The sequence below is a fragment of the Mesorhizobium sp. M4A.F.Ca.ET.090.04.2.1 genome (assembly GCF_003999085.1).
Classification (GTDB): Bacteria; Pseudomonadota; Alphaproteobacteria; order Rhizobiales; family Rhizobiaceae; genus Mesorhizobium.
This window is the reverse complement of sequence record NZ_RZOT01000030.1, coordinates 1-20,586: the sequence shown is the minus strand read 5'-3', so window position 1 is coordinate 20,586 and position 20,586 is coordinate 1. Positions and strand designations below refer to the sequence as shown.

At 62.7% G+C, this 20,586-nt stretch carries 20 protein-coding genes; 7 read left to right on the top strand and 13 right to left on the bottom strand.

Annotated elements, in window-relative coordinates:
* The 5 genes from EN781_RS04205 to EN781_RS04185 all read left to right on the top strand — a co-directional run.
* The coding region (locus EN781_RS04205; protein WP_127399805.1) for an FAD-dependent oxidoreductase at positions 1 to 794 on the top strand (794 nt) is incomplete at its 5' end.
* A complete protein-coding gene (gene thiS, locus EN781_RS04200; protein WP_126056217.1) occupies positions 763 to 960 on the top strand; it encodes a sulfur carrier protein ThiS in 198 nt (65 codons plus the stop codon). The genes EN781_RS04205 and thiS, both read left to right, overlap by 32 nt.
* A 2-nt stretch (positions 961 to 962) precedes the next feature.
* Positions 963 to 1,736 (top strand): thiazole synthase, encoded by a 774-nt coding sequence (locus tag EN781_RS04195; protein WP_126056218.1) that lies wholly within the window; start codon positions 963 to 965, stop codon positions 1,734 to 1,736.
* Positions 1,733 to 2,338 carry a thiamine phosphate synthase gene (locus EN781_RS04190; protein ID WP_126056219.1) on the top strand — a complete coding sequence of 202 codons (606 nt, stop codon included), beginning with the start codon at positions 1,733 to 1,735 and terminating at the stop codon, positions 2,336 to 2,338. The genes EN781_RS04195 and EN781_RS04190 overlap by 4 nt, the downstream gene beginning before the upstream one ends.
* Complete coding sequence (locus EN781_RS04185) at positions 2,329 to 3,090, top strand: hydroxymethylpyrimidine/phosphomethylpyrimidine kinase (protein WP_126059216.1); 762 nt, start codon at positions 2,329 to 2,331, stop codon at positions 3,088 to 3,090. The genes EN781_RS04190 and EN781_RS04185 overlap by 10 nt, the downstream gene beginning before the upstream one ends.
* A gap of 70 nt (positions 3,091 to 3,160) precedes the next feature.
* On the opposite strand, the gene EN781_RS04180 is transcribed toward EN781_RS04185, so the two are convergent.
* The 12 genes from EN781_RS04180 to EN781_RS04125 form a co-directional block, all read right to left on the bottom strand.
* On the bottom strand, positions 3,161 to 3,988 hold the full coding sequence (locus EN781_RS04180; RefSeq protein ID WP_126059217.1) for a DUF1445 domain-containing protein: 828 nt from the start codon (positions 3,986 to 3,988) through the stop codon (positions 3,161 to 3,163).
* A gap of 169 nt (positions 3,989 to 4,157) precedes the next feature.
* Positions 4,158 to 4,973 carry a type III secretion system export apparatus subunit SctT gene (sctT, locus tag EN781_RS04175; protein WP_126056220.1) on the bottom strand — a complete coding sequence of 272 codons (816 nt, stop codon included), beginning with the start codon at positions 4,971 to 4,973 and terminating at the stop codon, positions 4,158 to 4,160.
* Positions 4,974 to 4,982: 9 nt separating this feature from the next.
* Positions 4,983 to 5,252: a flagellar biosynthetic protein FliQ gene (locus EN781_RS04170; RefSeq protein WP_126056221.1), complete on the bottom strand. Its 270-nt coding sequence runs from the start codon at positions 5,250 to 5,252 to the stop codon at positions 4,983 to 4,985.
* A gap of 18 nt (positions 5,253 to 5,270) precedes the next feature.
* Positions 5,271 to 5,924 (bottom strand): type III secretion system export apparatus subunit SctR, encoded by a 654-nt coding sequence (sctR, locus tag EN781_RS04165; RefSeq protein ID WP_126056222.1) that lies wholly within the window; start codon positions 5,922 to 5,924, stop codon positions 5,271 to 5,273.
* Positions 5,917 to 7,032, bottom strand: coding sequence for a type III secretion system cytoplasmic ring protein SctQ (gene sctQ / locus EN781_RS04160; RefSeq protein ID WP_126056223.1), 1,116 nt, complete (start codon positions 7,030 to 7,032; stop codon positions 5,917 to 5,919). The genes sctR and sctQ overlap by 8 nt, the downstream gene beginning before the upstream one ends.
* A 20-nt stretch (positions 7,033 to 7,052) precedes the next feature.
* Positions 7,053 to 7,541 carry a hypothetical protein gene (locus EN781_RS04155; RefSeq protein WP_126056224.1) on the bottom strand — a complete coding sequence of 163 codons (489 nt, stop codon included), beginning with the start codon at positions 7,539 to 7,541 and terminating at the stop codon, positions 7,053 to 7,055.
* Positions 7,528 to 8,886 carry a FliI/YscN family ATPase gene (locus tag EN781_RS04150; protein ID WP_126056225.1) on the bottom strand — a complete coding sequence of 453 codons (1,359 nt, stop codon included), beginning with the start codon at positions 8,884 to 8,886 and terminating at the stop codon, positions 7,528 to 7,530. The genes EN781_RS04155 and EN781_RS04150 overlap by 14 nt, the downstream gene beginning before the upstream one ends.
* Entirely contained in the window at positions 8,883 to 9,470 is a 588-nt protein-coding gene (sctL, locus tag EN781_RS04145) for a type III secretion system stator protein SctL (RefSeq protein ID WP_245492541.1), read from the bottom strand. Before sctL ends, EN781_RS04150 begins: the two co-directional genes overlap by 4 nt.
* Before the next feature lie 34 nt (positions 9,471 to 9,504).
* Positions 9,505 to 10,122 carry a SctK family type III secretion system sorting platform protein gene (locus EN781_RS04140; RefSeq protein ID WP_126056227.1) on the bottom strand — a complete coding sequence of 206 codons (618 nt, stop codon included), beginning with the start codon at positions 10,120 to 10,122 and terminating at the stop codon, positions 9,505 to 9,507.
* On the bottom strand, positions 10,119 to 10,952 hold the full coding sequence (gene sctJ, locus EN781_RS04135; RefSeq protein WP_281034358.1) for a type III secretion inner membrane ring lipoprotein SctJ: 834 nt from the start codon (positions 10,950 to 10,952) through the stop codon (positions 10,119 to 10,121). The genes EN781_RS04140 and sctJ overlap by 4 nt, the downstream gene beginning before the upstream one ends.
* Before the next feature lie 16 nt (positions 10,953 to 10,968).
* Positions 10,969 to 11,601, bottom strand: a complete 633-nt coding sequence (locus tag EN781_RS04130) for a hypothetical protein (protein WP_126056229.1) — start codon at positions 11,599 to 11,601, stop codon at positions 10,969 to 10,971.
* Between the two features lie 17 nt (positions 11,602 to 11,618).
* Positions 11,619 to 12,260 carry a type III secretion protein gene (locus EN781_RS04125; RefSeq protein WP_245492540.1) on the bottom strand — a complete coding sequence of 214 codons (642 nt, stop codon included), beginning with the start codon at positions 12,258 to 12,260 and terminating at the stop codon, positions 11,619 to 11,621.
* 239 nt (positions 12,261 to 12,499) lie between these two features.
* Between EN781_RS04125 and EN781_RS04120 the strand changes: the two genes are divergently transcribed.
* Entirely contained in the window at positions 12,500 to 12,988 is a 489-nt protein-coding gene (locus tag EN781_RS04120; RefSeq protein WP_127420595.1) for a hypothetical protein, read from the top strand.
* A gap of 3 nt (positions 12,989 to 12,991) precedes the next feature.
* On the top strand, positions 12,992 to 13,918 hold the full coding sequence (locus EN781_RS04115) for a LysR family transcriptional regulator (protein WP_126056231.1): 927 nt from the start codon (positions 12,992 to 12,994) through the stop codon (positions 13,916 to 13,918).
* 23 nt (positions 13,919 to 13,941) lie between these two features.
* Here EN781_RS04115 and EN781_RS35770 read toward each other — a convergent pair whose 3' ends face one another.
* Complete coding sequence (locus EN781_RS35770) at positions 13,942 to 20,556, bottom strand: SH3 domain-containing protein (RefSeq protein WP_127399804.1); 6,615 nt, start codon at positions 20,554 to 20,556, stop codon at positions 13,942 to 13,944.
* Between the last annotated feature and the right edge of the window lie 30 nt (positions 20,557 to 20,586).

Below are 20,586 nucleotides of genomic sequence, written 5' to 3'. Positions count from 1 at the left end.
GGTGGGAGGCGGTGTTGCCCGGCCAGGTGACACGGGCCGGAACGCTGGTTGTGGCAGCGCTGCGCGATGCGGGCGAGCTTGACCGCTTCGCCAGCCGTACGTCAGGCCATCGGCGTGTCGACGAAGACGAAATCGCGCTGCTGGAGCCCGACCTCGCCGGTCGCTTCCGCCGTGGACTGCTTTTCCCCGAGGAGGCTCATCTCGACCCGCGCCAGGCGATGACGGCACTCCACAACAGGCTCGCAGCCATGGACGTCTCATTCCGCTTCGGTACCGACGCCGGGCGGGTTTCCGGTTTCGATCGCCAGATCGACTGCACGGGAATGGCCGCTGTCAACGGCAGGCTGCGCGGTGTTCGCGGCGAGATGCTGATCCTGCACACCCCCGACGTCTCGCTGTCGCGCCCGGTCCGGCTGCTTCATCCGCGCTTTCCGCTCTACATCGTGCCGCGCGCCGACCACCGTTTCATGGTTGGCGCGACGATGATCGAAAGCCAGTCCGGGGGACCGATCACAGTCCGTTCGGTGATGGAGTTGCTTGGCGCTGCCTGCGCTCTGAATCCGGCATTCGGCGAGGCTGGTATCGTTGAGACCGGCGTCGGCATTCGCCCGGCTTTTTCCGACAACCTGCCGCGTGTCGAGACTCACGGAAGTACGATCGCGATCAACGGACTTTATCGCCATGGCTTTCTGCTGGCACCCGCCATGGCGCGCGAGGCGGCCGAGATTGTCTTCAGTCAGGACAAACCTTTGGAGTCTACACATGAAACTGATCGTCAACGGCGAAGCGCTTGAGACCCCAACCACGACGCTGGCGGCGCTGCTTGCAGCACTCGACTATGAGGGCGACTGGCTGGCCACGGCCGTCAACAGCGACCTCGTGCACAAAGCCAGCCGGGCAGCATTCCAACTGAGCGACGGCGACCGGATCGAAATCCTCTCGCCGATGCAGGGAGGCTAGCGATGTTGGAGCTTCTGGGAACGACGCTTCCCTCGCGCCTGCTTCTCGGCACGGCACAATATCCTTCGCCGGCCATCCTTGCCGATGCAGTTCACGCGTCGGGCGCGTCGGTGGTGACCGTCTCCTTGCGGCGGGAGATGGCGGGCGGCAGGGCCGGCGAAAAATTCTGGTCGCTGATCCGATCGCTCGGCACGAAAATCCTGCCCAACACCGCCGGCTGCCACTCCATCAAGGAAGCGGTCACGACTGCGAGCATGGCGCGCGAAGTGTTCGGGACGAGTTGGATCAAGCTCGAAGTGATCGGCAACCACGACACACTACAGCCGGACGTATTTGGCCTTGTCGAAGCCGCCCGTATCTTGTGCGAGGATGGCTTCTCGGTATTCCCCTATACCACCGACGACCTCGTCGTCGCCGAGCGGCTGCTGGAGGCTGGCTGCAAGGTCCTGATGCCATGGTGCGCGCCGATCGGTTCAGCCCTCGGGCCGGTCAACATCCCGGCGCTGCGCTCGATGCGCAGGCATTTCCCCGACGTTCCGTTGATTGTCGATGCCGGACTTGGACGTCCGTCGCACGCGACAACCGTGATGGAACTCGGCTTTGACGCCGTGCTCCTGAACACGGCGGTCGCCAAGGCGGCCGATCCGGTCGGCATGGCGCGCGCATTCGGCAAGGCGGTCGATGCCGGCCGCGAAGCGTTCTGCTCGGGAATGCTCGAACCGCGCGAGGTCGCGATGCCGTCGACGCCGACATTCGGCAGGGCGGTTTTATCATGAAGCTCGATCCCTTCTACCTGATCGTCGATAGCGCCGCCTGGATCGAACGGTTGGCGCCGGTCGGCGTCAGGCTGGTTCAGTTGCGCATCAAGGCCATGGACGAGACCGGGTTGCGCGCCGAAATCCGCAAGGCGAAGGCCTTATGCGCCGAGCACCAATGCCAGCTCATCGTCAACGACCACTGGCGCCTGGCAATCGAGGAAGGTTGCGACTTCATCCATCTCGGCCAGGAGGATTTGCAGACCGCCGACCTCTTGGCTGTACGCGCAGCCGGCATGCGGCTCGGGCTCAGCACGCACGATCATGCCGAACTGGAAACGGCCCTGGCCGCCAGGCCTGACTACATCGCGCTCGGCCCGGTCTATCCCACCATCCTGAAGAAGATGAAATGGGCGCCGCAAGGGCTGGAGCGGATCAGCGAATGGAAGCGCCGGGTCGCGCCGATCCCGTTGGTCGCGATCGGCGGCCTCGACCCCGACCGGCTCGGCGGTGTCTTCGCTGCTGGTGCTGACAGCGCAGCAGTGGTCACCGACATCACGCTGAATGCCAATTCCGAGGCGCGCACGCGGGAATGGATCGAAAAGACAGAACGATGGCGCTAGGGCAAGACCCACATGTGCTTGTCGTTGGCGGATCGGACTCCAGCGGGGGCGCCGGGATTGTACGCGACATCGAGACGATGTCTTCCATTGGTGTGCGCACCTGCCTGGCTGTCACCGCGCTAACCGTGCAGACGCACGACGCCGTCATGGAAATCCACAATTCGCCACCCTGGCTGGTGGCCAAGCAGATGCACGCCGCGCTGCAGGCGAACAGGGTAGAGGCGATTAAGATCGGCATGCTCGCGACGGCTGAGACCGTCGTTGCCGTTGCAGCCGTTTTACGTGAAAATCCAGGGGTTCCGGCAGTACTCGACCCAGTGCTGGCGTCAACATCAGGCAGGGTGCTGCTGGAAGCCGGCGCCATCGCCGTCATGAAGCGCGACCTGATGCCACTCTGCCGCCTGATCACGCCCAACCTCTTCGAACTGGCGCTGCTTGTGGGCGCTGAGTGCGCTGCCGACGAGGGTGGCGCGGTCAGGCAGGGTCAGGACTTGCTGGGCGCTGGTGCGCAGGCCGTGTTGATCAAGGGGGGTCATGCTTCGGGACCCCGATCGACCGATATCCTGTTGCGCTCCAATCAAGAACCGATCCGTTTCGACACGCCGCGCCTTGCCGCATGGATGCGCGGGACGGGCTGCATGCTGGCCAGCGTCATTGCGGCGCACCTGGCAAAGGCGCACCCGCTTGAGGACAGCGCGCGTAAGGGCAAGCTTTTTGTATTCGAGAGACTGCAGGAGCATGCAGCCGAATGACGGGGGGCTTTATGTGGGGTCCGCGCAGTCTCGAACTCTTGAAAGGTCGAAGATGACCACCCTGCGCTTGCTAAAAGACCTTGAAAGCGCCCGCATCTGCTCGTGCATCCAAGTCCGTGATCAGCATGTGCCCCGGCGACACGGTGATCGAGATTTCGAGTTCGGCACGAGCGAGCGCATCTTGGGCGGTCAGGCTACTGGCCCAAAATACAGGGACCTCCCCGTCCATGATTTCGACCGCATCGCCCCAGTCGGGAGCCATCAAGTCCTTTATCCCGATAATCGTCGGCTCTCCGACATGGATGGGAGAGCCGTGTGCATGCGGGAAGCGTGCGGTGAGGGCGCGAACCTTGTCAACGTCGCAACGCCTTATCGGGCGCATGGAGACGACCATTTCGCCACCAAACGGGCCGACGCCGAGCGTCTCGATCCTGGTTCGGAATTTGGGCAAGGCTTTGCCGCATCCGATGCTGCGGAGCTGGATGCCCTTCCCGGCAAAGGCGGCTTCGACTGTAAGCGAACTGCCCAGCGCGAAAACGGCAAAGTCTTCTCGCCACAGATCGATGATGTCCGTTTTCTGGCGGATCAGCTCCCCGAAGTAATAGATGTTGTACTGGGGGGCATCGGTGCGGATGTCGATATCGCCCAATGCCGGGAGCAATGGACTGCCGGCTCGGCTCACGCCCACCAATGGACACGGTTTTGGGTTGCGCACGCAGAACCGGTGGAAATCGCCAGCGAAGCTGCGGGGCACTATCACGACATTGGCCTGGAGCTTGCCGCGCGCAAGCCCTCCTGTGTGCCCTTCATAGGCACCCATCCTAACCAGCCTGCGCAGCCTATCCGCATCGACCAGTCGCAAATTGTCATAGAACAATGAAGTGATCTGGCGAGGCATTGGCTTCCAATGGAGATGCACGTTCAGCGGCACGTCGAGAGCGCGTAAGATCATCGGCGGGTCGACCGCTTGTCAAATCGTCAGAATCTTTCCTCAATGATAAATTGTATTTATTGGTCGGCCAATCGTGGCTGTCGTTATCATTAGCGTTTGCGAATAAAGCTTCTGTTCACTGACAACTGCGGCAGCCAATAGCTTCTATCTGGCGGCCGGCTTCGTGCAGGAAGCCAAGGTCCCGATTCATGTAAAACAGCAGAAACGCCGCGTAGAGCACGAAGACGAGACTGAAGACCAGCGTCTTGACCACCAGCGAAAGCGCAAAGACGTTCAGATGCGGCGAAGCGCGTGCCAGGAAGGCAAGCACAATGTCGGACAAGAGCATGCAGATGATGAGCGGGAAGACGAGCGTCAGCGCCATCATCAGGATGCGATTCAGCAGACCGAGGAATATCGCGGCAGCATCCTTGCTGAAGACTGGCAGGAGTTGGTCGATCGGCCAAAGGCCATAGCTGTCATAGAGGCTGGTCAGGGAAAGTTCGAAGCCGCCGGCGGCCAGATAGACCGTGACCATGATGACGGCGAGCAAGGTGCCGGTGGCACTCGTCTCGTGGGTCATCATCGGATCGATCAGCGTCCCCATCGTCGAGCCGCGCTGCAGGTCAAGGATATCGCCGGCGGCCTCCGCCGCCCAGAACGGTATGCCCATCGCCAGCCCGAGCGTTACTCCGACTACGACCTCCTTGAGCATGTAGAGGACGATCATCGTCGTCGTAATGTCGGTGTTCGTCAGTTTGTTCACGATCATCGGAAAGACCGGAACGGCCAGCGCCAGAGCCACGCCGTTGCGCAGAAGCCCGGATAGCGGCACCCGCGAAAAGAGCGGCATCAGCAGCATGAAACCGGTCATGCGTGCGAGCGCGAATGCGCCTGCCAGCAGATAGAACTGAAGCTCCTTGATGGATGCGAAGAGTGGTTCGACCGGCATCGGCGCGCCTCAACGCGTGACGACGGGGAACTCGTCCAGCGCCGTCGAGGCCTGCTCGGCGATCTGCTGGCCAAGCAGCGGACCGAAGACGATGATGACCAAAAGGATCACGACGAGCTTGATCGTCTGCGGCAAGGACTGGTCCTGAATCTGCGTCAGCGCCTGGGCAAGTCCGACAAGGATGCCGACCGCCAGCGCCGCGATGATCGCCGGGCTGGACGCGAACAGCACCGTCCAAAGCGCGCCTTGGACCTTCGCCAGGATGAAGTCATTGCTCATGCAAACCCCCCGGCGGCGTCAGCCATAGCTCAGGATGAGGCCATGCATCAGCCGCGACCAGCCATCGATGGCGACGAAAAGGAACAGTTTCAGCGGGATCGAAATGAGGACCGGCGAGACCATGATCATACCCAGCGTCATCAGGACGTTGGCGACGACGATGTCGATGATGAGGAAAGGGAGATAAAGCAGGAAGCCGATCTCGAAGGCACGGGTCAGCTCGGAGGCGACAAAGGCGGGAACAAGGATCGAGAGATCGTCGTCCTTGAGATTCTGGCGCGCCTGTTCCGGCCACAGGCGGGTCGTTCCATCGAGAAAGAACTGCCGCTCTTGCGGCTGGGTGAATTTCATAAGGTGTCGCTGCAAAGGTTCCTTGACCAGTTGCGCCGCCCTGGCGAGGTCGTCCGTGGTCTGGAATTGAACCTGCCCTTCCTGAAGCCGGCCGGACATCTCGCTCAGCAACGGCGTCGTGACGTAGACGGTGAGCACCAGCGCTATGCCGTAGAGCACCAAATTGGGCGGCATCTGCTGGACGCCGAGCGCATTGCGGATGAGAAAAAGCACGACCGAAATCTTCAGGAATCCCGTCATCGTGACGACTGCCAGCGGCAGCAACCCGACGACGCCGACAGCGATCAGGATCCCAAGCAGGTTGGGCGAATTCTCAAGCATTGTCGAACATGCGGAGGATTCGCACGCCCAGGCTTTCTCCGATGCGCACAATCTCGCCACGGCCGACACGCTTGCCGTTGGCGATGATGTCCACATTCGCCTCCGTCACATCGGCGAGCGCAACCACTGCACCGGGCGCAAGCTGCCTTACTTCGCCCAGAGGCATTGCCGTGCGGCCGATCTCGAAGGCGAGTGCGACCGGCAGCTCGTCCAGGGTCGACTCTTCCAAAGTCTGGCCGGCCGGCGGCGGCGTGTTCTGGTTCATGCTCCACTCCCAATTCGATCCAGCGATTGCAGTCGGCGCGGCAAGCAATTGCGGCCCGCCGGCGATCAACGCCACCGGCGCATAAAGGCGCTCGGCAATGATGAGTGCCGCCATGCGTTCCTCTTCCGCGTCCTTGAAAAGCACCACATCGTCAGCCTGCAGGCTTCGAAGCTCGCCAAGGGTGATCGCAAGCGGGCCACGCCGAAGGCAGACCGGCAGCGGAAATTCGGCTGGGATCGGCGGCCTCGCCTTGCCGAGCTCGTCGAGAAGGCGGCCGAACCGCGCCGCCAGGCCTGCGTCTTTGGTGTTCAGGACGCAGACTATGGTTTCATCCTTGCCGGTCAGGACAAAGGCGAATGGGGGATCGTCCGGAGTGGTGTCTCCTGGTGCGACCGAGGTGATCGTGATCGTCCCACCCAGTCTGCCCTCGATCCATTCGAGATCTACTTCGAACGCGGCCTCCAACAGCAGTGCGGCGTGGGCGGGCGCCAATCGTTTCATGTCGGCTAGGTCGTCGGCCCTGGCGAAGCCCTGTTCAACGACGGAAAGCGGCAGGCGCAATTTACCCGTCGTGTCTCCGACCATGAACGCGATGTTCCACAGCTGCTGGTTCTCAGGGTTCGACGCCGACCAGGCGGCGGCGATCGCCACCGCCTTTCCCGCAATCGTTATCTCGGCGGGAGCACGGCGGCGGTAGAAGGCGTTCAATGCGCCAACGTCCACAGCCGCAACAGATTCCAGCGTCAGCCGTTCGCCAATGCGCGACCGTGTGGTCGTGCGTTTCGCTGGTTTTACCCGCGCTTTCGTTTTTGCCGGGGCGAAGGCTTGAGGCATCACATCCATAGTCACAGTCACAGATTGGGTTATCGTTCTGTGGGCGGGCGCGGTGGGCCGCGCTCCTCTTCCTCGGAAAGTTCGGCAAGCGCCAGGCGACGACGCGCGGTGCGTTTGCTCAAATGCTCCAGAAGCCCATCCAGCTTCACTACGGCCTTCATGCTTGCGCGATGATGCTTGCGGGCTACCGACAACTCCACCTTCCGTCGCTGTGCGGCGACCTCGGCCATCTTCTCGCTTTCCCGCAACTGCTCGGTTTTTCTGGCGGCGATTTCGAACCGTCCCTGAAGCCGGGAGAGGCTGGCCGCCTTGACCGGCTGTCCAACAAGCGCACCGAAGGCTGCATCTTCGGCGTCGACTATGCGCTGAAGGTGCTCCGTGACCGCGGCGGCCGCCTCCTGCCCCTCCCTTGCGGCCCGGTGCGCGGCGGCGTGCCTTCTGATCACCACTTCCTTTGCGCGTTCTTCACGGCGGTGTCTGAGGTCGCGCAATCGAGCGATCATGTCACGCTCCTTCATAAGCGATCTCCCGCATGCGTTGGCGTGTCTTCTCGATGCTCTCGTGTGTGGCGGACGCCTGTCGCAGGAAGGCGTTGATGGCGTCGATCTTCGCCACAGCCTCATCCGCCACCGCATCGCCGCCCTTTTCATACTCGCCGACGCGCAGGAGAAGTTCGATATCGGCGTAGCGGGCAAGCAGCTCGCGCAGGCGGCTGGCGTCGGCCCGATGCACCGGGGGCACGACGGCATCCATCAGACGGCTTCGGCTGCGCAGGACGTCGATGGCGGGGAAATGGTTGCGCTGCGCAAGTTCGTTCGACAGGAAGACGTGGCCATCTAGAAGCGCCTGGATTTCCTCGGCGACCGGATCCAGCGTGCCGTCGCCTTCCAGGAGAACGCTGTAAAGGCTGGTGATGGACCCCACGCGACCAGGGCCCGAGCGCTCGAGCAGCCGCGGCAGGACGGCAAACAGCGAAGACGGAAAACCGCGACGCGTCGGTGGCTCGCCCGAGGCCAGGCCGATCTCGCGCTGGGCACGGGCAAATCTCGTAATGTTGTCCATCGCAAGCAGCACATGCTTGCCCTGGTCGCGAAAATATTCCGCAATGCTAGTCGCCACATAGGCCGCCTTGACGCGCTCGATGGCGGGCCGGTCGGATGTCGCGACGACGACGATTGCCCGCTGCCGCCCTTCCGGTCCAAGCTGATGCTCTAGGAATTCGCGAACCTCGCGTCCACGTTCGCCGACAAGGGCGACCACGGCGACATCGGCATCGGTGCCGCTGACGATGTCGGAAAGCAGGATCGACTTGCCGACACCGGGCTCGCCGAAAATGCCGACGCGCTGTCCGCGCGCGCAAGTGAGCAACCCATCGAGAGCGCGGATTCCAAGCTGGATCGGCTCGGAAATCAAACTGCGCTCGAGCGGAGATGGCGGATAGGCATTGACCGGATAGCTGCCGACAATGCCATCCGGCGAGAGCGGCTCGCCGTCCAATGGCTCGCCGAGCGCGCTGATCACCCGACCCAAGAGGCCAGGACCGACGGGCACCAACTGCTCCTTTCCGGTCGCAACGACCTCCGTCAGGCTTGAAAGACCGGTCAGGTCGCCAAGCGGAACGAGGATCGCCATCTCGTCCATCAGGCCGACGACTTCCGCCTTGGTCGTCCTGCCGGTTCTGGGGTCTACCAATTCACATATCTCGCCGATCCGGGCCTCCTCCACGGTCGCGTGGATGACCGTGCCGGTAACCCGCCGCACGCGCCCTCGCCTCGGCCGGCTGGCATCGTCGCGCAGGCCGGAACGCAGGCCGGGGATGATGGACGCCAGGCGATTTTCGATTTCGGCAGCGTGCGCCGTCATGGAACCTCCGCCTTTGACCCTATCGCGGCCGCTATGGCATTGAGCTGCGCGTCGATGCTGGCATCGACGACGGCAAAGTCGGTCGAAACGATGCAGGCGCCGGCCGCCAGCGCATCATCCGCGTCGATCTCGACGGTCATGCCCAGATCGCTCTCGCGCAAGACCGCGTCCAGCTCATCGCGAACCCTGTCGACGGAAGCGGGATGAACCCGGACTTTCAGATATTTGGCGCGGCGTATTTCGGAAACCGCGTGCCTCGCGGCCTTGGCGACAAGCGTGCCGACGTCGAACTCGCCCAGCATTCGCCTGACGATTTCGATGGCCAGACCGATGACTTCCGCCTGCAGTCCGCCAAGATAGCGATCCACCTTGACCGCTGTTTCGCCGATCAGCCGCGTGGCGTCCGCATCGCCCTGCGCCTTGCCGTCCTCATAGCCCTGCGCATATTCGGCCGCGTAGGCTCGGCGAGCGGCCTCACGCAACTGCTGGGCATCGCGCCTCGCCTCGTCGAGAAAGGCGTGCCCATCCTGCCAGGCGCGCGCCTCAGCGGCGCGCAGGATGCGGGCATAAGGGCGCCCTGGCATGTCATTGGTCGCTGTTCCCGGTTCGACCATTACGCTAGCCCATCGCTCGTCGGACAATCGCCGGACCGGCTTCGGCAAACGGCTCAGTCGTCTGATCGACAAGCTCGTGCGGCATCAGCTTGAGACGAACTCGCATGCTCGTCCCGCCCGGCATCGCCTGACACCACGCGCCAAGGCAACTCAGGCCGTCGGCATAGACGCGACGGTGAATATCCTCCAAGGGCTGCAAAGGCTGCAGCGGACCGGCCAGGTCGCGGTTGGCGACCGCGAACGTGCAGAGATCCGCACCGAGTGCCACCTGCAACGCATCGGCCTCGCGTCCGTCAATGACAGCGGCCAGATTTCCGGCCCAGTAGATCGCGCCCGAGCGAAGCACGAGTTCCTCCAACTCCTCCCCCGATGACAAGGCGATTGCCCGATCCACCGCGTCGGCCGGTTCATCGACCGCGCAAGAGAGCCGATAGCGCTCGAGCAGCAAATTCGACAAGCGCTGCTGCAGGCGTTGTGTCCGCAGCATGCGCTCGCAAGCGGCCTCGCTGATCGTGCCGTCAAAGCAGTCCGCCAGCCGAGCCGCATCCGCATAGGATGCGGGGTTGGACATGAATGCCTGCCATTCCGGGCTGGCGGTTTGCTGCGAGCCAGTCCGGGTCATGTCTTCTTCACCGGCAGAGCGGTCGCGTCGAGCGCGTAGACACCCGGACGTCGATACCACTGGAGGTAAGCCAGCCGGGCAGCCAGCGCGAGTATGGCGGCCGCCATGCCGTAAAACAGCCACATGGCGGCGGCGACGCTGTCCGGATGCAGCCAAAGTCCGAGGAATGTCGTGAAGCCTGCTTCGCCGGTTTGTTGTTCGGGGGCCGTTGCGGTCACCGGAATGAGCGTGACCGAAACATTGTCATAGGTCAGTCCGGCGATGCCCTTGGCTACCAGCATCTTGACCTGCGGGATCAGCTCATTCATCGGAACCGATGCGCGATGCCGGATGAAGACGGAGGCGGACGACGGCACCAACTGCTGTCTCAGCGGATCGTTTTCGGGCAGGACGAGATGAACGCGCGCCGAAAGCACGCCGTCGATGTCCGAGATCGTCTGCGAAAGTTCCTGGCTCAAGCCGTAGATCATCGTCGCCCGCTCCTCTACCGGCGAGGACACCAGCCCATCTCTCTTGAACACCTCGCCGAGCGTCTGGAATTCCTGCTTGGGCAGCCCGCTTTCATCGAGAATCACCATGGCTTCGGCGAAACGGTCCTTCTGCACGGAGACCGTCATCTTGCCGTCCTTGCCGGCCTCGCGCTGGGCCGGAATCCCGTGACGCATCAGCGTGGCGACGATCTCGTTGGCCTGCCGCTGGTTGAGGTTGGAATAGAGCTCCACCGAGCACGCCTGCAGCACAAGCATACCCGTGACAACGAGCGCGACACGGCACCAGGCGCCGCACCGATTCAAAAACGTTGATCGCTGCGGCAAGGACAGGGTGGGCACGAACACTCCGTAGCGCTTACTGTTGCTTGATCAGCGTGCTGGTGGACGACGTGACCGCGGTCACGCTGCTCGTCACCACCTCGAGATTGGCGGCTGCCCACATCACCGAAATCGATCGCTCGAGCAGTTGCTCGGCATTCTTTGCAGGCGCGTTTTCGCCTTCCTTGCCCGATGGCGCCGCCTTGCCGGCGCCTTCGGGCACCGAGGCTGCTTCAGCGTTCACGGGGGCGTTCGCCTGGCCAAGGGCTTTCTGGACCTGCTGCATGGTTCCTTCAAGCGACCGAACGGCTGACCCAAAGAGTGCCGAGGGATCGGTGAGCGCCCCACCCCCTGCCTTCTCCGCCTCGGCCAGATAGTCGAAGAGTTGGCGTTCGACGATCGGTTCGGTCCGTTCCGCTTTGGCGGATTGTCCAACCATTGCCGGATTGGCGCCGGACGATGCCTGCGCCACCTGCTGACCGGCCCGCGTAGCGACATCGCCGCGCTCGGGCGTGCTGGCCTTTGCGACATCGTGCTTTTCCTGCTTGGCGCCTACCATCCGGTTACCCGGCTGCGCTGCCGCGCCGGCGGTGATCTGCTGTTGTGCGCTTATACTGGTGGTCAAATTTGCCAGCGATGCTTCCAGGGCTCCAATCGGCGCGATCTGCATGAACCTGGCCTCCTGTTTCAGTTTGGACTGACGGGCACATTCTGTGTCTCCGCCAGCTTGCCGCCGCGGAAAACGCGGATCGAAACGACTTTGCCGGGCTCCTGCTTCGTGCTCGATGCGGGAACGCCAAGTGTCTTTCGGACGAGTTCCACATAGGACGGCGGCCCAGACACCGAGACGACATCGTCTTGCCTGGAAACCTTGATCGGAAACCTCGGATCGATGACGCCCAGGCGCTGCAGCCGATCTTCCGCGCCGGCAGCCGTGTCGGCATTGAGCGGGATCATCTCCGTCTGGACTTCAGCCTCGGTCGCGACGTTCATGACGATGCCGTCGAAATGCCAGACCAGCCCGTACCGATTGCAGATCTCTTCCAGGAATTCGCGGGCCGTTCCAACCGGCATGCCGGCGCTCAGGCGCCCCTTCACAAGCTTGCTGACACGCATTGGCACGCGCATGTTGCGGCCAAGCTCGACCAGCGCGTCCGTCACCGACTGATCGACCGTGATGTATTTGTAAGGACCGGCAGGCCAGCGTGGCTCGGCGGCATTTGCCCACGAGGAAGCAAGGCCAAGCATCAGGATCATCGCAAGGCCGCCCGCGAAGACAGCCTTGGTTCCCGACGACCAGTCCGCATGGCAGGTACCGCGTCCCGTCAACATAGGTCCTATCGCAAAGGGACGCGAAGTGATGGCCCGCGTCGCCTGTCTCGTGGTTTACCCGCCAATTCACTTGTATCGTGCGCACTGCAAAATTGGAAGTCCAATTGGATTTCTATTGCGCATTTGGTTCCAAATGTTGCGAACGGTGCGCAAAGCGATATGGTGCGCGCTGGAATCAGACATCACCGGTTCGTGATCGCCGGTTCGATGCTCGAATTTGGGAGGGATGGGGCTCGGTGGCGGCAAACGGGAACCTGGTCGCGAGCCTGGATGCTCACGCCGGAATTCCGGGGCGCTGGACCCTGGTCTGTCCGCGCCTCGTCCAGCGCTTGGGTGAATCAGTTCTGATTGCTGCCACGTTGACTGTCGCCGCGGCGCCGGCGCAGGCTCAATCGAACAGCGGCTATGACCCGCGCAGCTGGAGCTACGATCAAGCCAGAAATGCGCTGGTCTCGCCATCCGCTCCCGACCAGGTTCCGGGGAGAAACACGGTCGGCAATCCCAGGGAGATCGTGGATTTCGATGAGGCTCAACGGAAAGGATCGATCGTGATCAACACCACGAAGCGGCGCCTCTACCACTTATTGGGAGACGGCAAGGCGCTGCGATATGCGGCGTCGGGAGGGAGGGCTCGAGTGGTCCGGTCGCGACACGATTTCGAGCAAGAAGGACTGGCCGGATTGGCGCCCGCCAGCCAGATCGGCGCCCAGATTGTCCGGCATTGAACTGTGATCCCTTTCAACATCAAGCAGCTCGAAACCTTTGTCCTGGTGGCGACTTTCGGAAGCTTTCGAAAGGCGGCGGAACGTCTGAACACAACACAGCCGGCGGTGTCGACCCGAATTGCCGGTCTGGAAGAAGCGCTCGGCGCGAAGTTATTTGAGAGGCAGAGCAGCACCGTAAGGCTGACCGCAGAGGGACAACGGCTGCTGCCGCCAGCGCAGCGGGTGCTGCGCGTGGCCGAACGGCTGCAGTTGACGGCAAACTCTCTATCGGAGACCGCGGGAGTGCTCAGGCTCGGGGTTGCCGAGACCATCGTGCACACCTGGCTTCCCGATTTCCTCAAGGAATTGCAGGTAAACTATCCGCTCGTCGATACCGATATCGTCGTCGACACAACGACGACCCTTCGCAACGAGCTCATGTCCCACAGACTCGATCTTGCGGTGCTGATGGGCCCCATTCAGGAATACAGCATCGAGAATATGGAGCTGCCATCCTTCCCGCTCGTATGGGTCTGCTCGCCCGCCTTGAAACTACCCAACCGGGGCAAGCTGACGGTGAGCGACCTGATGCAATTCCCAATCATCAGCTATGCGCGCACGACGAGACCTTACAGTGAGCTTTACCGCAAGCTGACCGGCGAGTTTGAAGCGACGCCGCGTATCTTTCCCGCCAATTCGCTGGCCGCTTCCATCAAGATGACGCTGAACGGGATCGGTATCGCCTCCCTCCCCAGGGAAGTCGTCCAAGACCACACGGCCAGCGGCACCCTGCGCATCGTCGACTGCGAATGGCATCCCTCCGACCTGCGGTTCACCGCTTCGTACTCCTCCGAGCCATCGAATCCGATAGCGGAGCGGGCGGCAAAGTTGGCCGGTTGCATCGCACATGCATATGCCGCCAGAATCGGCAAGGCGCAGCCTGCCGACTAGCTCGCAGTTGAGCCCGTGGCGCCTCAGCCGACCGACGCTGCTGGCAGATAGATGCGATCGCCTGAAAAGATCACATCCGGGCTCATAATATGATCCATGTTGAGCACGACGGTCGCCGCCACGTCCGCAGAATGGCTCCTGGCGATCAGGCGAATGCTGTCGCCGCTCTTCACCTCGACCCACTGATAGCCGCCCTTCTCCAGCGCTGGATTCGTGCGGCCCTTGGCGTTGCTGCTGCCATCGGGATGAACCTCGACATAGTCGCCGGAAACCCAGCCGCTATGCATTTTACCGTCCGGTCCGAAACCTTCGACAGGTATCCAGGCTTCTCCCGACGGATCGGTCGAAGGTTTCGCGGTCTGTTCGACGAACGTGCCGGGCTGCAGGACCGTGGCCACGTTCGAATTCCCGTCGGGCTCCGTCCGCAGATTCAGACCGTCATCCGCCGACACCACGAGCTGCGGGAAGTCTTCGGGCGGGGTTTGCGGCTTCCCTGGAACATCGGAGGGATCATCGGGCTGCTGGGACGACGCATCGCCATTCTGCTTTTTCGGATCGGGTGGAGAGGTCGGCGCGCCCTCCCAAGGCTCCGCCAGCAAGGAATCCAGCGAGAAGAGAAGCATTCCAATGCCGAATGTGATGCCCAAAGTCCACCGGTCCCATGAACCCCAACGTTTGTCGGACTTTTCCGCCGCCGCGATATCGGCATCGGTTCGCGGCACAGAACGGCGATTCATTCGGTCCGTCCTTATGGCCGACGCCCAGAATTCGGCGCAGCCGAACGTGAACAGGGTGCCCGCGACCGTGGCGATCGGCGCCGGCCAGGAGTGCAGCGTATAGACGGCACAGCCAAGCACATAGCCGGGTCCAGCCAGATGTTCGGCCACATTTCGGATCACCGGTCTGCCGGTGAACGACTGCAGCATCGACTTCGTGCCATAGACGACGTTGCCGAGCGAAAACGTGCTGTTGACGACAAGGTCCTTACCCTGGATCATCCCGGTCGCGGCACCTGGCGCCGCTGCAATGAATGTGGCCCCGCCGAGCGCGTTGAGGAATCGCCCGAACGGCTTGTGATTTGCGGTTGCGTTGGGGAAGATCGCCTGCGAGCCGAAAACGAAGCCTCGCACGCCAAATGCCACGGCTGCGGCAGTCGCGCTCCAGGTTGGCGGCAACGAACTCCACAACGCGTAGGAGGTGGTCGACATGCCGCCAAAGGTGGCGAGCGCCTGAGCGTTTTCGCGCATCCTCGCATGGCTGAGGGCCAGGTCGACACTGGCAGCCTGATCCGGCGTCATCGCCTTCTTGTGGGTGGCACGGAAGGTCGTCAGTTGCAGCACGGAGAGGGCGTTCGTCTGATCCGTCGACATCCAGGCAAACTGCGTTGGCGTGAACTTGCGCAATTGGCCGGGGCCGAGCTCGCCAAGCTGCTTCGGCGTGAGGGCCGCTATCTGCTGCTTCGTCAGCGCCTCGATCTGATGAATCGTCAGGGCGCCAAGCTGCTCACGCGTAAGCGCCGAAATATGGTCCGGCGACAGCTGTGCCGTCGTCACGGGATTGCGTGCCGCGACAAGGTCGGGATTCAACGCCGCGAACTGCGTGGCATCAAGATGGCCGAGTTGGACAGGTCTCATGGCGGCGAACTGCTCCGACGTGAAGGCATTGCGCTGCTCGTCGCTGAGCCCGGCTATCTGGTCGGGCGTCAGCTTGCGCACTTGCTCGATGGTCAAGGCAGAAAGTTGCTCAGGTGAGAGGGCAGCGACCTGATCCGGCCGCAAGGCGCTGATGCGGCCAGGGGCAATAGCCTGCAATCTGCTTGGCCTGATCGCCTGCAGCTCTTCGGCGCTCACCGCCTGCAACTGCTTCGGCCGCAGCGCCGCAACCTGATCGAACGTCAGCTGCTGCTCGGGGCTCAGTGCGGCCACCTGTTCGGGCGTCAGCCTGGCGATGTGCTCCGGCTTGATTGCATGCAGTTGCGCGTCGGTCAGCCCGGAAATCTGATCGGCCGAAAGCGACCTGACCTCGGGCCCGGTCGGCGCGCGCACAGGTTCGGCAAATCCCGGCTCCACGGCGGAACTTACCGGAAGCTCGAGGCCGACGAACTTTCCGCTGGCGGGGTCGAAGACCGCCCTGCCGCGGTCAGGTGCTAGGGGCCATGCGGCACCTGCGGACGATGCTTCGGCGGAAGCGTTCAACACCTGCGGCGTTTCGCTGGCCAGAGGCGCCGCCTCATTGACCACGGCCTCGGTCACCGGCGTCTCCGACGGCGCGCTGATATCCCAGAATTCGTCGGCCGGCCGCAGGATTATCTGCGGGCGTTCGGGCGTCGACACGCCCGGAGCAACGGCATCCTCGTTGCGGGTGAACCCGCCGACGAAGTTGCCGTCAGGATCCATCATCCTCCATCCGTAGACCTCGTTCCACGGTATGCTGCCGTCGATCGCCGTCTCGTCGACGCCGGCCATCCTGTCGCCGACAGGCCGGCCCATCGCCTCGAACTCGGTCGGGACGTGGAGGCGTGGTCTGCTTGGATTCAGCGTGTAAAGATAGGTGTAGCCTTGCTGGCGCGCCGCCCGCGACTCTTCCGCGACGAAGGTCTTGGCCCCGGAGACCGACTGGCTCGTACCAACGAATCGGCCATGGGTGTTGCCCATCACATAGTTGCTCAGCGCGATGCCTTGCGGATTGTCCACCCAGATTCCTGTCGGCGGCGGTGGCGAGAAGCCGCCCGCGTCCCTGATCTCGCTCGGCGAGCGCGTATCGGCGCGGAAAACATAGGGACCGACATTGCCGCGCGACGGGCGGCCGGCATTGCTTGCTTCCTCGGCCGCATTGGCAGGTTGATCGCCCTGTTCCGGCAGGCTTCCCGGCACATGGTCGTCGGAGGCGCCGCGTATCCAAGGCAGCACGACGGCTTCACCCGTGTCGGGGTCATAGACCAGTATGTGCGTCTTGTCCTGGACCTCCGGAGCATCGGCCGCGGCGCGGGGTCCGTCGGAAGGCGGCACATAAACCTGCTCCGGGCTCCTCGGCTCGGTGCCCAGCATTGCCGCGACGATCACCTCGCCATTCCTGTCCTGGAGACGGATGGTTCGGCCCACGCCGACCTGGTTCGACGCCGGTTGAGATTGCGGTGTTGCCGTGGCGGGCTTGCTGTGTCCAAAGATGTTGCCGATAATTCGCGCGTCATCGAGCGCCTGCTGCAACTCCGCGGAAGGCGGCGCATCGAGGAACACCCAGCGCGGCTGATAGGCCGGGTTCTCGTTGCGCAGCGCAACGTCCTTGTTGATCTGCTCCTGCAGTTTTGGCGTCAGCGGTACTTCACGCATCTGGGCGACACCGTTTATGGTCGTCCAGCGATGGTAGGTCTTGACCTCGATGGCCTCGATCACGTCCGGGCTCTTGAAGACAGGCGAATCCACGTAGCGCCCGCCCTCGCCGAAGACGGGATGCGGGCCGTCCGGATTGGCCGCGACCGGGAAATGCGCCTCTCCAAGCGATCCGTTGAGTTCGCGTGTGTAAGTCTCGCCGGCCTTCCATTTTTCAGGCTGCCGCATGTTGCGGACCTGCTGCAGCGAATGGGTCGTTGGCGGCGCTGCTTCGATTGCCTTCCTGGCCGGCATTGCCTGCGGCGGCACGGTTTCTCCCTCCGGCCGTCCCTGGCTGCCCGGGACGTGGTCCTGCGAGCCGCCGCGCACCCATGGCAGGACGTACGCTTCGCCCGTCTCCGGGTCCCGATACAGAATATGCGACTTGTCCATCAGCTCCGGTTCGTCGCCGCGCGCCTTTGGTCCGTCGGCCGGCGGCACATAAACCCGCTCCGGACTGGCCGGCCCGGTGCCCAGCACTGTGGCGGCGATCACATTGCCGCTCTCGTCCTGAAGCTGCAGGGTTCTTGGCGGGCGTTTACCGGCCGACGCAGCGTTGGCGGCGCCAGCGGCCGCGTCTTGCCCAGGCGCAGGGTTGCCTGCCGGCGGTGCTGGCCGTCGAAACAAAAGAGGCCGGTCTGAAGGCGAAGGAGCAACTCCTTGCCTTTGATACCAGCGCGCAAGCGGCTGTTGCTGGTCGGATGGCGCCAGATAGACAAATTCCGGCGGCGGCATCTCAATTGGTTTTGCCTGTGTCTCGAGGAAGTCTCGGACGGCGCTCATCGCGCCAGGCGGAATGAAAGCTTCATCCTCAAGCGACAGCAACGTGGATTGGCGGAACGCCTCAATATCGGCCTTCTGACTGGGTGTCGCCGTCGTTTCGAGTTCATCCAGCCATTTTGCGAACGACGCCCGGCCGCCTCTCGGAAATGCGATACCTCCTCCCATGTCAGCTCGCTGGTCGAGCTCATGCAGCCAGCGCGGAACCGCTATTTCCACAGGCAGTGTGTCGCCAAAGGTAAATCCACGTCTAACGAAATCGGCTTTCGCGACGATCGGGGCGACCTCAGGCAAATTCGTTCGATAAAAGAACCTGATCTCGCCTGTGAAGGCCAATGGCAATTGCAGGAACGGGACCGAGGGCACGCGGAATTTGAGGGCTGGGCTCCGTACCGCAAGCGTGACGTCTAGTGTCGAGGCGACAGCCTCGCGCTTGCCAAAAAGGTTGACGTAGATCGGACCGTCCGAGCGAACGTAATGATTGTAGGGCGCAGGCAATTTGCGCAGGATGATGCGATCGGGACTTGGCAGGAATTTGTGGAATGCCTCGTTGACGATGACCTCGAGCCGGCTTGCGCCGGGATTCCAGACGCGTCGACTTTTTCCCGTGAGATCGACAATTGTCTCTCCCAGTGCCAATCCGGGAACAGCAGATTGCCGCATCCCGCTTTCTGAGCCAGGAATGAACAACATCGATTTCTGAGCATCGATTTCTCCCGACGCCACCAGTTCCCGGATGGTGCTCATGTCAGGATTGTCGGCAAGAGCCTGCGCCGTGTTTTTGTCTTTCACCACGAATTGGGCCCTCAACCGGAGGCGGTCAAGTACTCCCCTGTTTGCGTCGACGAAATCTGAATTGACGATGGTTCCCTTGGGCAATGTTGCGTTCATCGCCACTTCGTATCGCTTCTCGACGCTCAGCAAACTCGTCAGATAATACTTGTCTTCGAGATAAACCTTCCGATACGGAACATCGCCATCGAACTCAGAGAATTCGGTCTTGCCGTCCGCCATTTGACGGAAGAAGTCGCTTTCACCGTTCCTCAAAGTTGCCGACTTTGAGCGAAGGGCGAGGCTGAATGTGAGCTCCAGGGCCCAACCCTTATTCCCTGCCTGACCCTCGACACGGGCAGAACGCGGCATAACCGTGAAGACAGAATCCGGGGCGTCGCCGAACAGCCCCTGACGGGCCGCGTTGAGAAGATCCTCCCCTTTGAATTGAAAGGCGGTCTGGCGCTGAACTTTGAGACCGAGTTGTGCGAGCGTGATATTGCGATGCTCGTTCGGGCGAATGGAGATCCCTAGTTCCTTGCCGAGTGTGTAGCGTACCGGTTCGAGCGACCCGTATTTGACGCTGTCGGCAAATGACTGCCAAAGGGCACGATAGCCGCTGCGTGTTCCGAACCCCACCATGTATGACCGCCAGGTCGGCGATCCTAGCTGAAGTGCCTCGGGCACACCCGGGATCGAATGGACAGCCAGGTTTAGCGGATCGGAATTGAAGCGGACGCGACCGAGCGCCGATATCCTGAAGTCTGGCCAGTTCTTCTGTTTGGCCGGCTCGACCCCTGCCGGTGGGTTGGCGCCAGCGGCTGCGCTTTCGTCCACCTCTCTCCGCAGCGTTTGTGGAATGCCATCCGGACCATAGCGCTCGGCCAGCTCACGGCTGGAATAGTAGCCTTGCTCCCGCTCGTAACGGGCCACGAGCTGCTCGGTGGTCAAGCCGTCGAGATAGGCCGAGGGCGTCGTCGGATCCTTGCCGGTGGTGTAGACATACCCGCTCGTGTCGCGTTCAGGTGTGCCGGTGAACCTGCGTGTCTCCGGGTCCCATACAAGATGCAGGGCGCCGTCCGTCACGATCGGCTTGTTCGGCACGATGATAGGATCGCCGCCAGCGGGGATGGATGAGCTTCGCACGGCCGAGCCGTCCGGATCGCGGCCCGGCAGCATGGTCGGGTCATCGGCGCCTGGCTCATGCAACACGATCGGCTGCGACAGCTGGCCGTCGCCTGATAGATCATTCCTGTCGCCTGCGGGTGGCGGCGGGTTCTGGCCCTCTGATTCGCCGGCCGGCAGCGCGCGCTGGCCGGTTGGATTTCCGGCGTCCGCCGTGTTACCGAAACCATATCCCTGCTGGTCGCTGGTTTCGCCGATCACCTCGCCCTGGATAACGATCTCATTCGGGTCCGGCATGACGTGTTCGCCGGTGGGCCTGTAGACACCGTCCGGGCCCATCGCGTAGACGGCCCGCGGTCGCGGTCCCGAATCCGCTCCGCCAGGCGGTGGGGAGCCTGGCGGCGGAGACCCCGGCGGTGGAGTCCCGTCGCCGCCCCGAGGGCCGGCCGCTCCAGGCATATTGTACAGCAGCGAGCGGCCGCCCAGGCCGGTGCCGACCGCACCCGTACCGATGCCCATGATGGCGTTCGCAAGTTCGGCAAAGGACATTTCGCCGCCATGCTCGGCCAGATCCTCCGCCGATCTGGCAAGCACCGGAACACCCGTGACAACGCCGCCGACATC

Bases quoted from the DNA above. Each gene is read 5' to 3' on its own strand.
- EN781_RS04140 (WP_126056227.1), bottom strand. From the start codon at position 10,122: ATGACCCGGACTGGCTCGCAGCAAACCGCCAGCCCGGAATGGCAGGCA.
- EN781_RS04180 (WP_126059217.1), bottom strand. From the start codon at position 3,988: ATGCCTCGCCAGATCACTTCATTGTTCTATGACAATTTGCGACTGGTC.
- EN781_RS04190 (WP_126056219.1), top strand. From the start codon at position 1,733: ATGAAGCTCGATCCCTTCTACCTGATCGTCGATAGCGCCGCCTGGATC.
- sctR (WP_126056222.1), bottom strand. From the start codon at position 5,924: ATGCTTGAGAATTCGCCCAACCTGCTTGGGATCCTGATCGCTGTCGGC.
- thiS (WP_126056217.1), top strand. From the start codon at position 763: ATGAAACTGATCGTCAACGGCGAAGCGCTTGAGACCCCAACCACGACG.
- EN781_RS04155 (WP_126056224.1), bottom strand. From the start codon at position 7,541: ATGAAGGAGCGTGACATGATCGCTCGATTGCGCGACCTCAGACACCGC.
- sctQ (WP_126056223.1), bottom strand. From the start codon at position 7,032: ATGGATGTGATGCCTCAAGCCTTCGCCCCGGCAAAAACGAAAGCGCGG.
- sctL (WP_245492541.1), bottom strand. From the start codon at position 9,470: ATGCCAGGGCGCCCTTATGCCCGCATCCTGCGCGCCGCTGAGGCGCGC.
- sctT (WP_126056220.1), bottom strand. From the start codon at position 4,973: ATGCCGGTCGAACCACTCTTCGCATCCATCAAGGAGCTTCAGTTCTAT.
- EN781_RS04185 (WP_126059216.1), top strand. From the start codon at position 2,329: ATGGCGCTAGGGCAAGACCCACATGTGCTTGTCGTTGGCGGATCGGAC.
- EN781_RS04170 (WP_126056221.1), bottom strand. From the start codon at position 5,252: ATGAGCAATGACTTCATCCTGGCGAAGGTCCAAGGCGCGCTTTGGACG.
- EN781_RS04150 (WP_126056225.1), bottom strand. From the start codon at position 8,886: ATGACGGCGCACGCTGCCGAAATCGAAAATCGCCTGGCGTCCATCATC.
- EN781_RS04130 (WP_126056229.1), bottom strand. From the start codon at position 11,601: ATGCAGATCGCGCCGATTGGAGCCCTGGAAGCATCGCTGGCAAATTTG.
- EN781_RS04195 (WP_126056218.1), top strand. From the start codon at position 963: ATGTTGGAGCTTCTGGGAACGACGCTTCCCTCGCGCCTGCTTCTCGGC.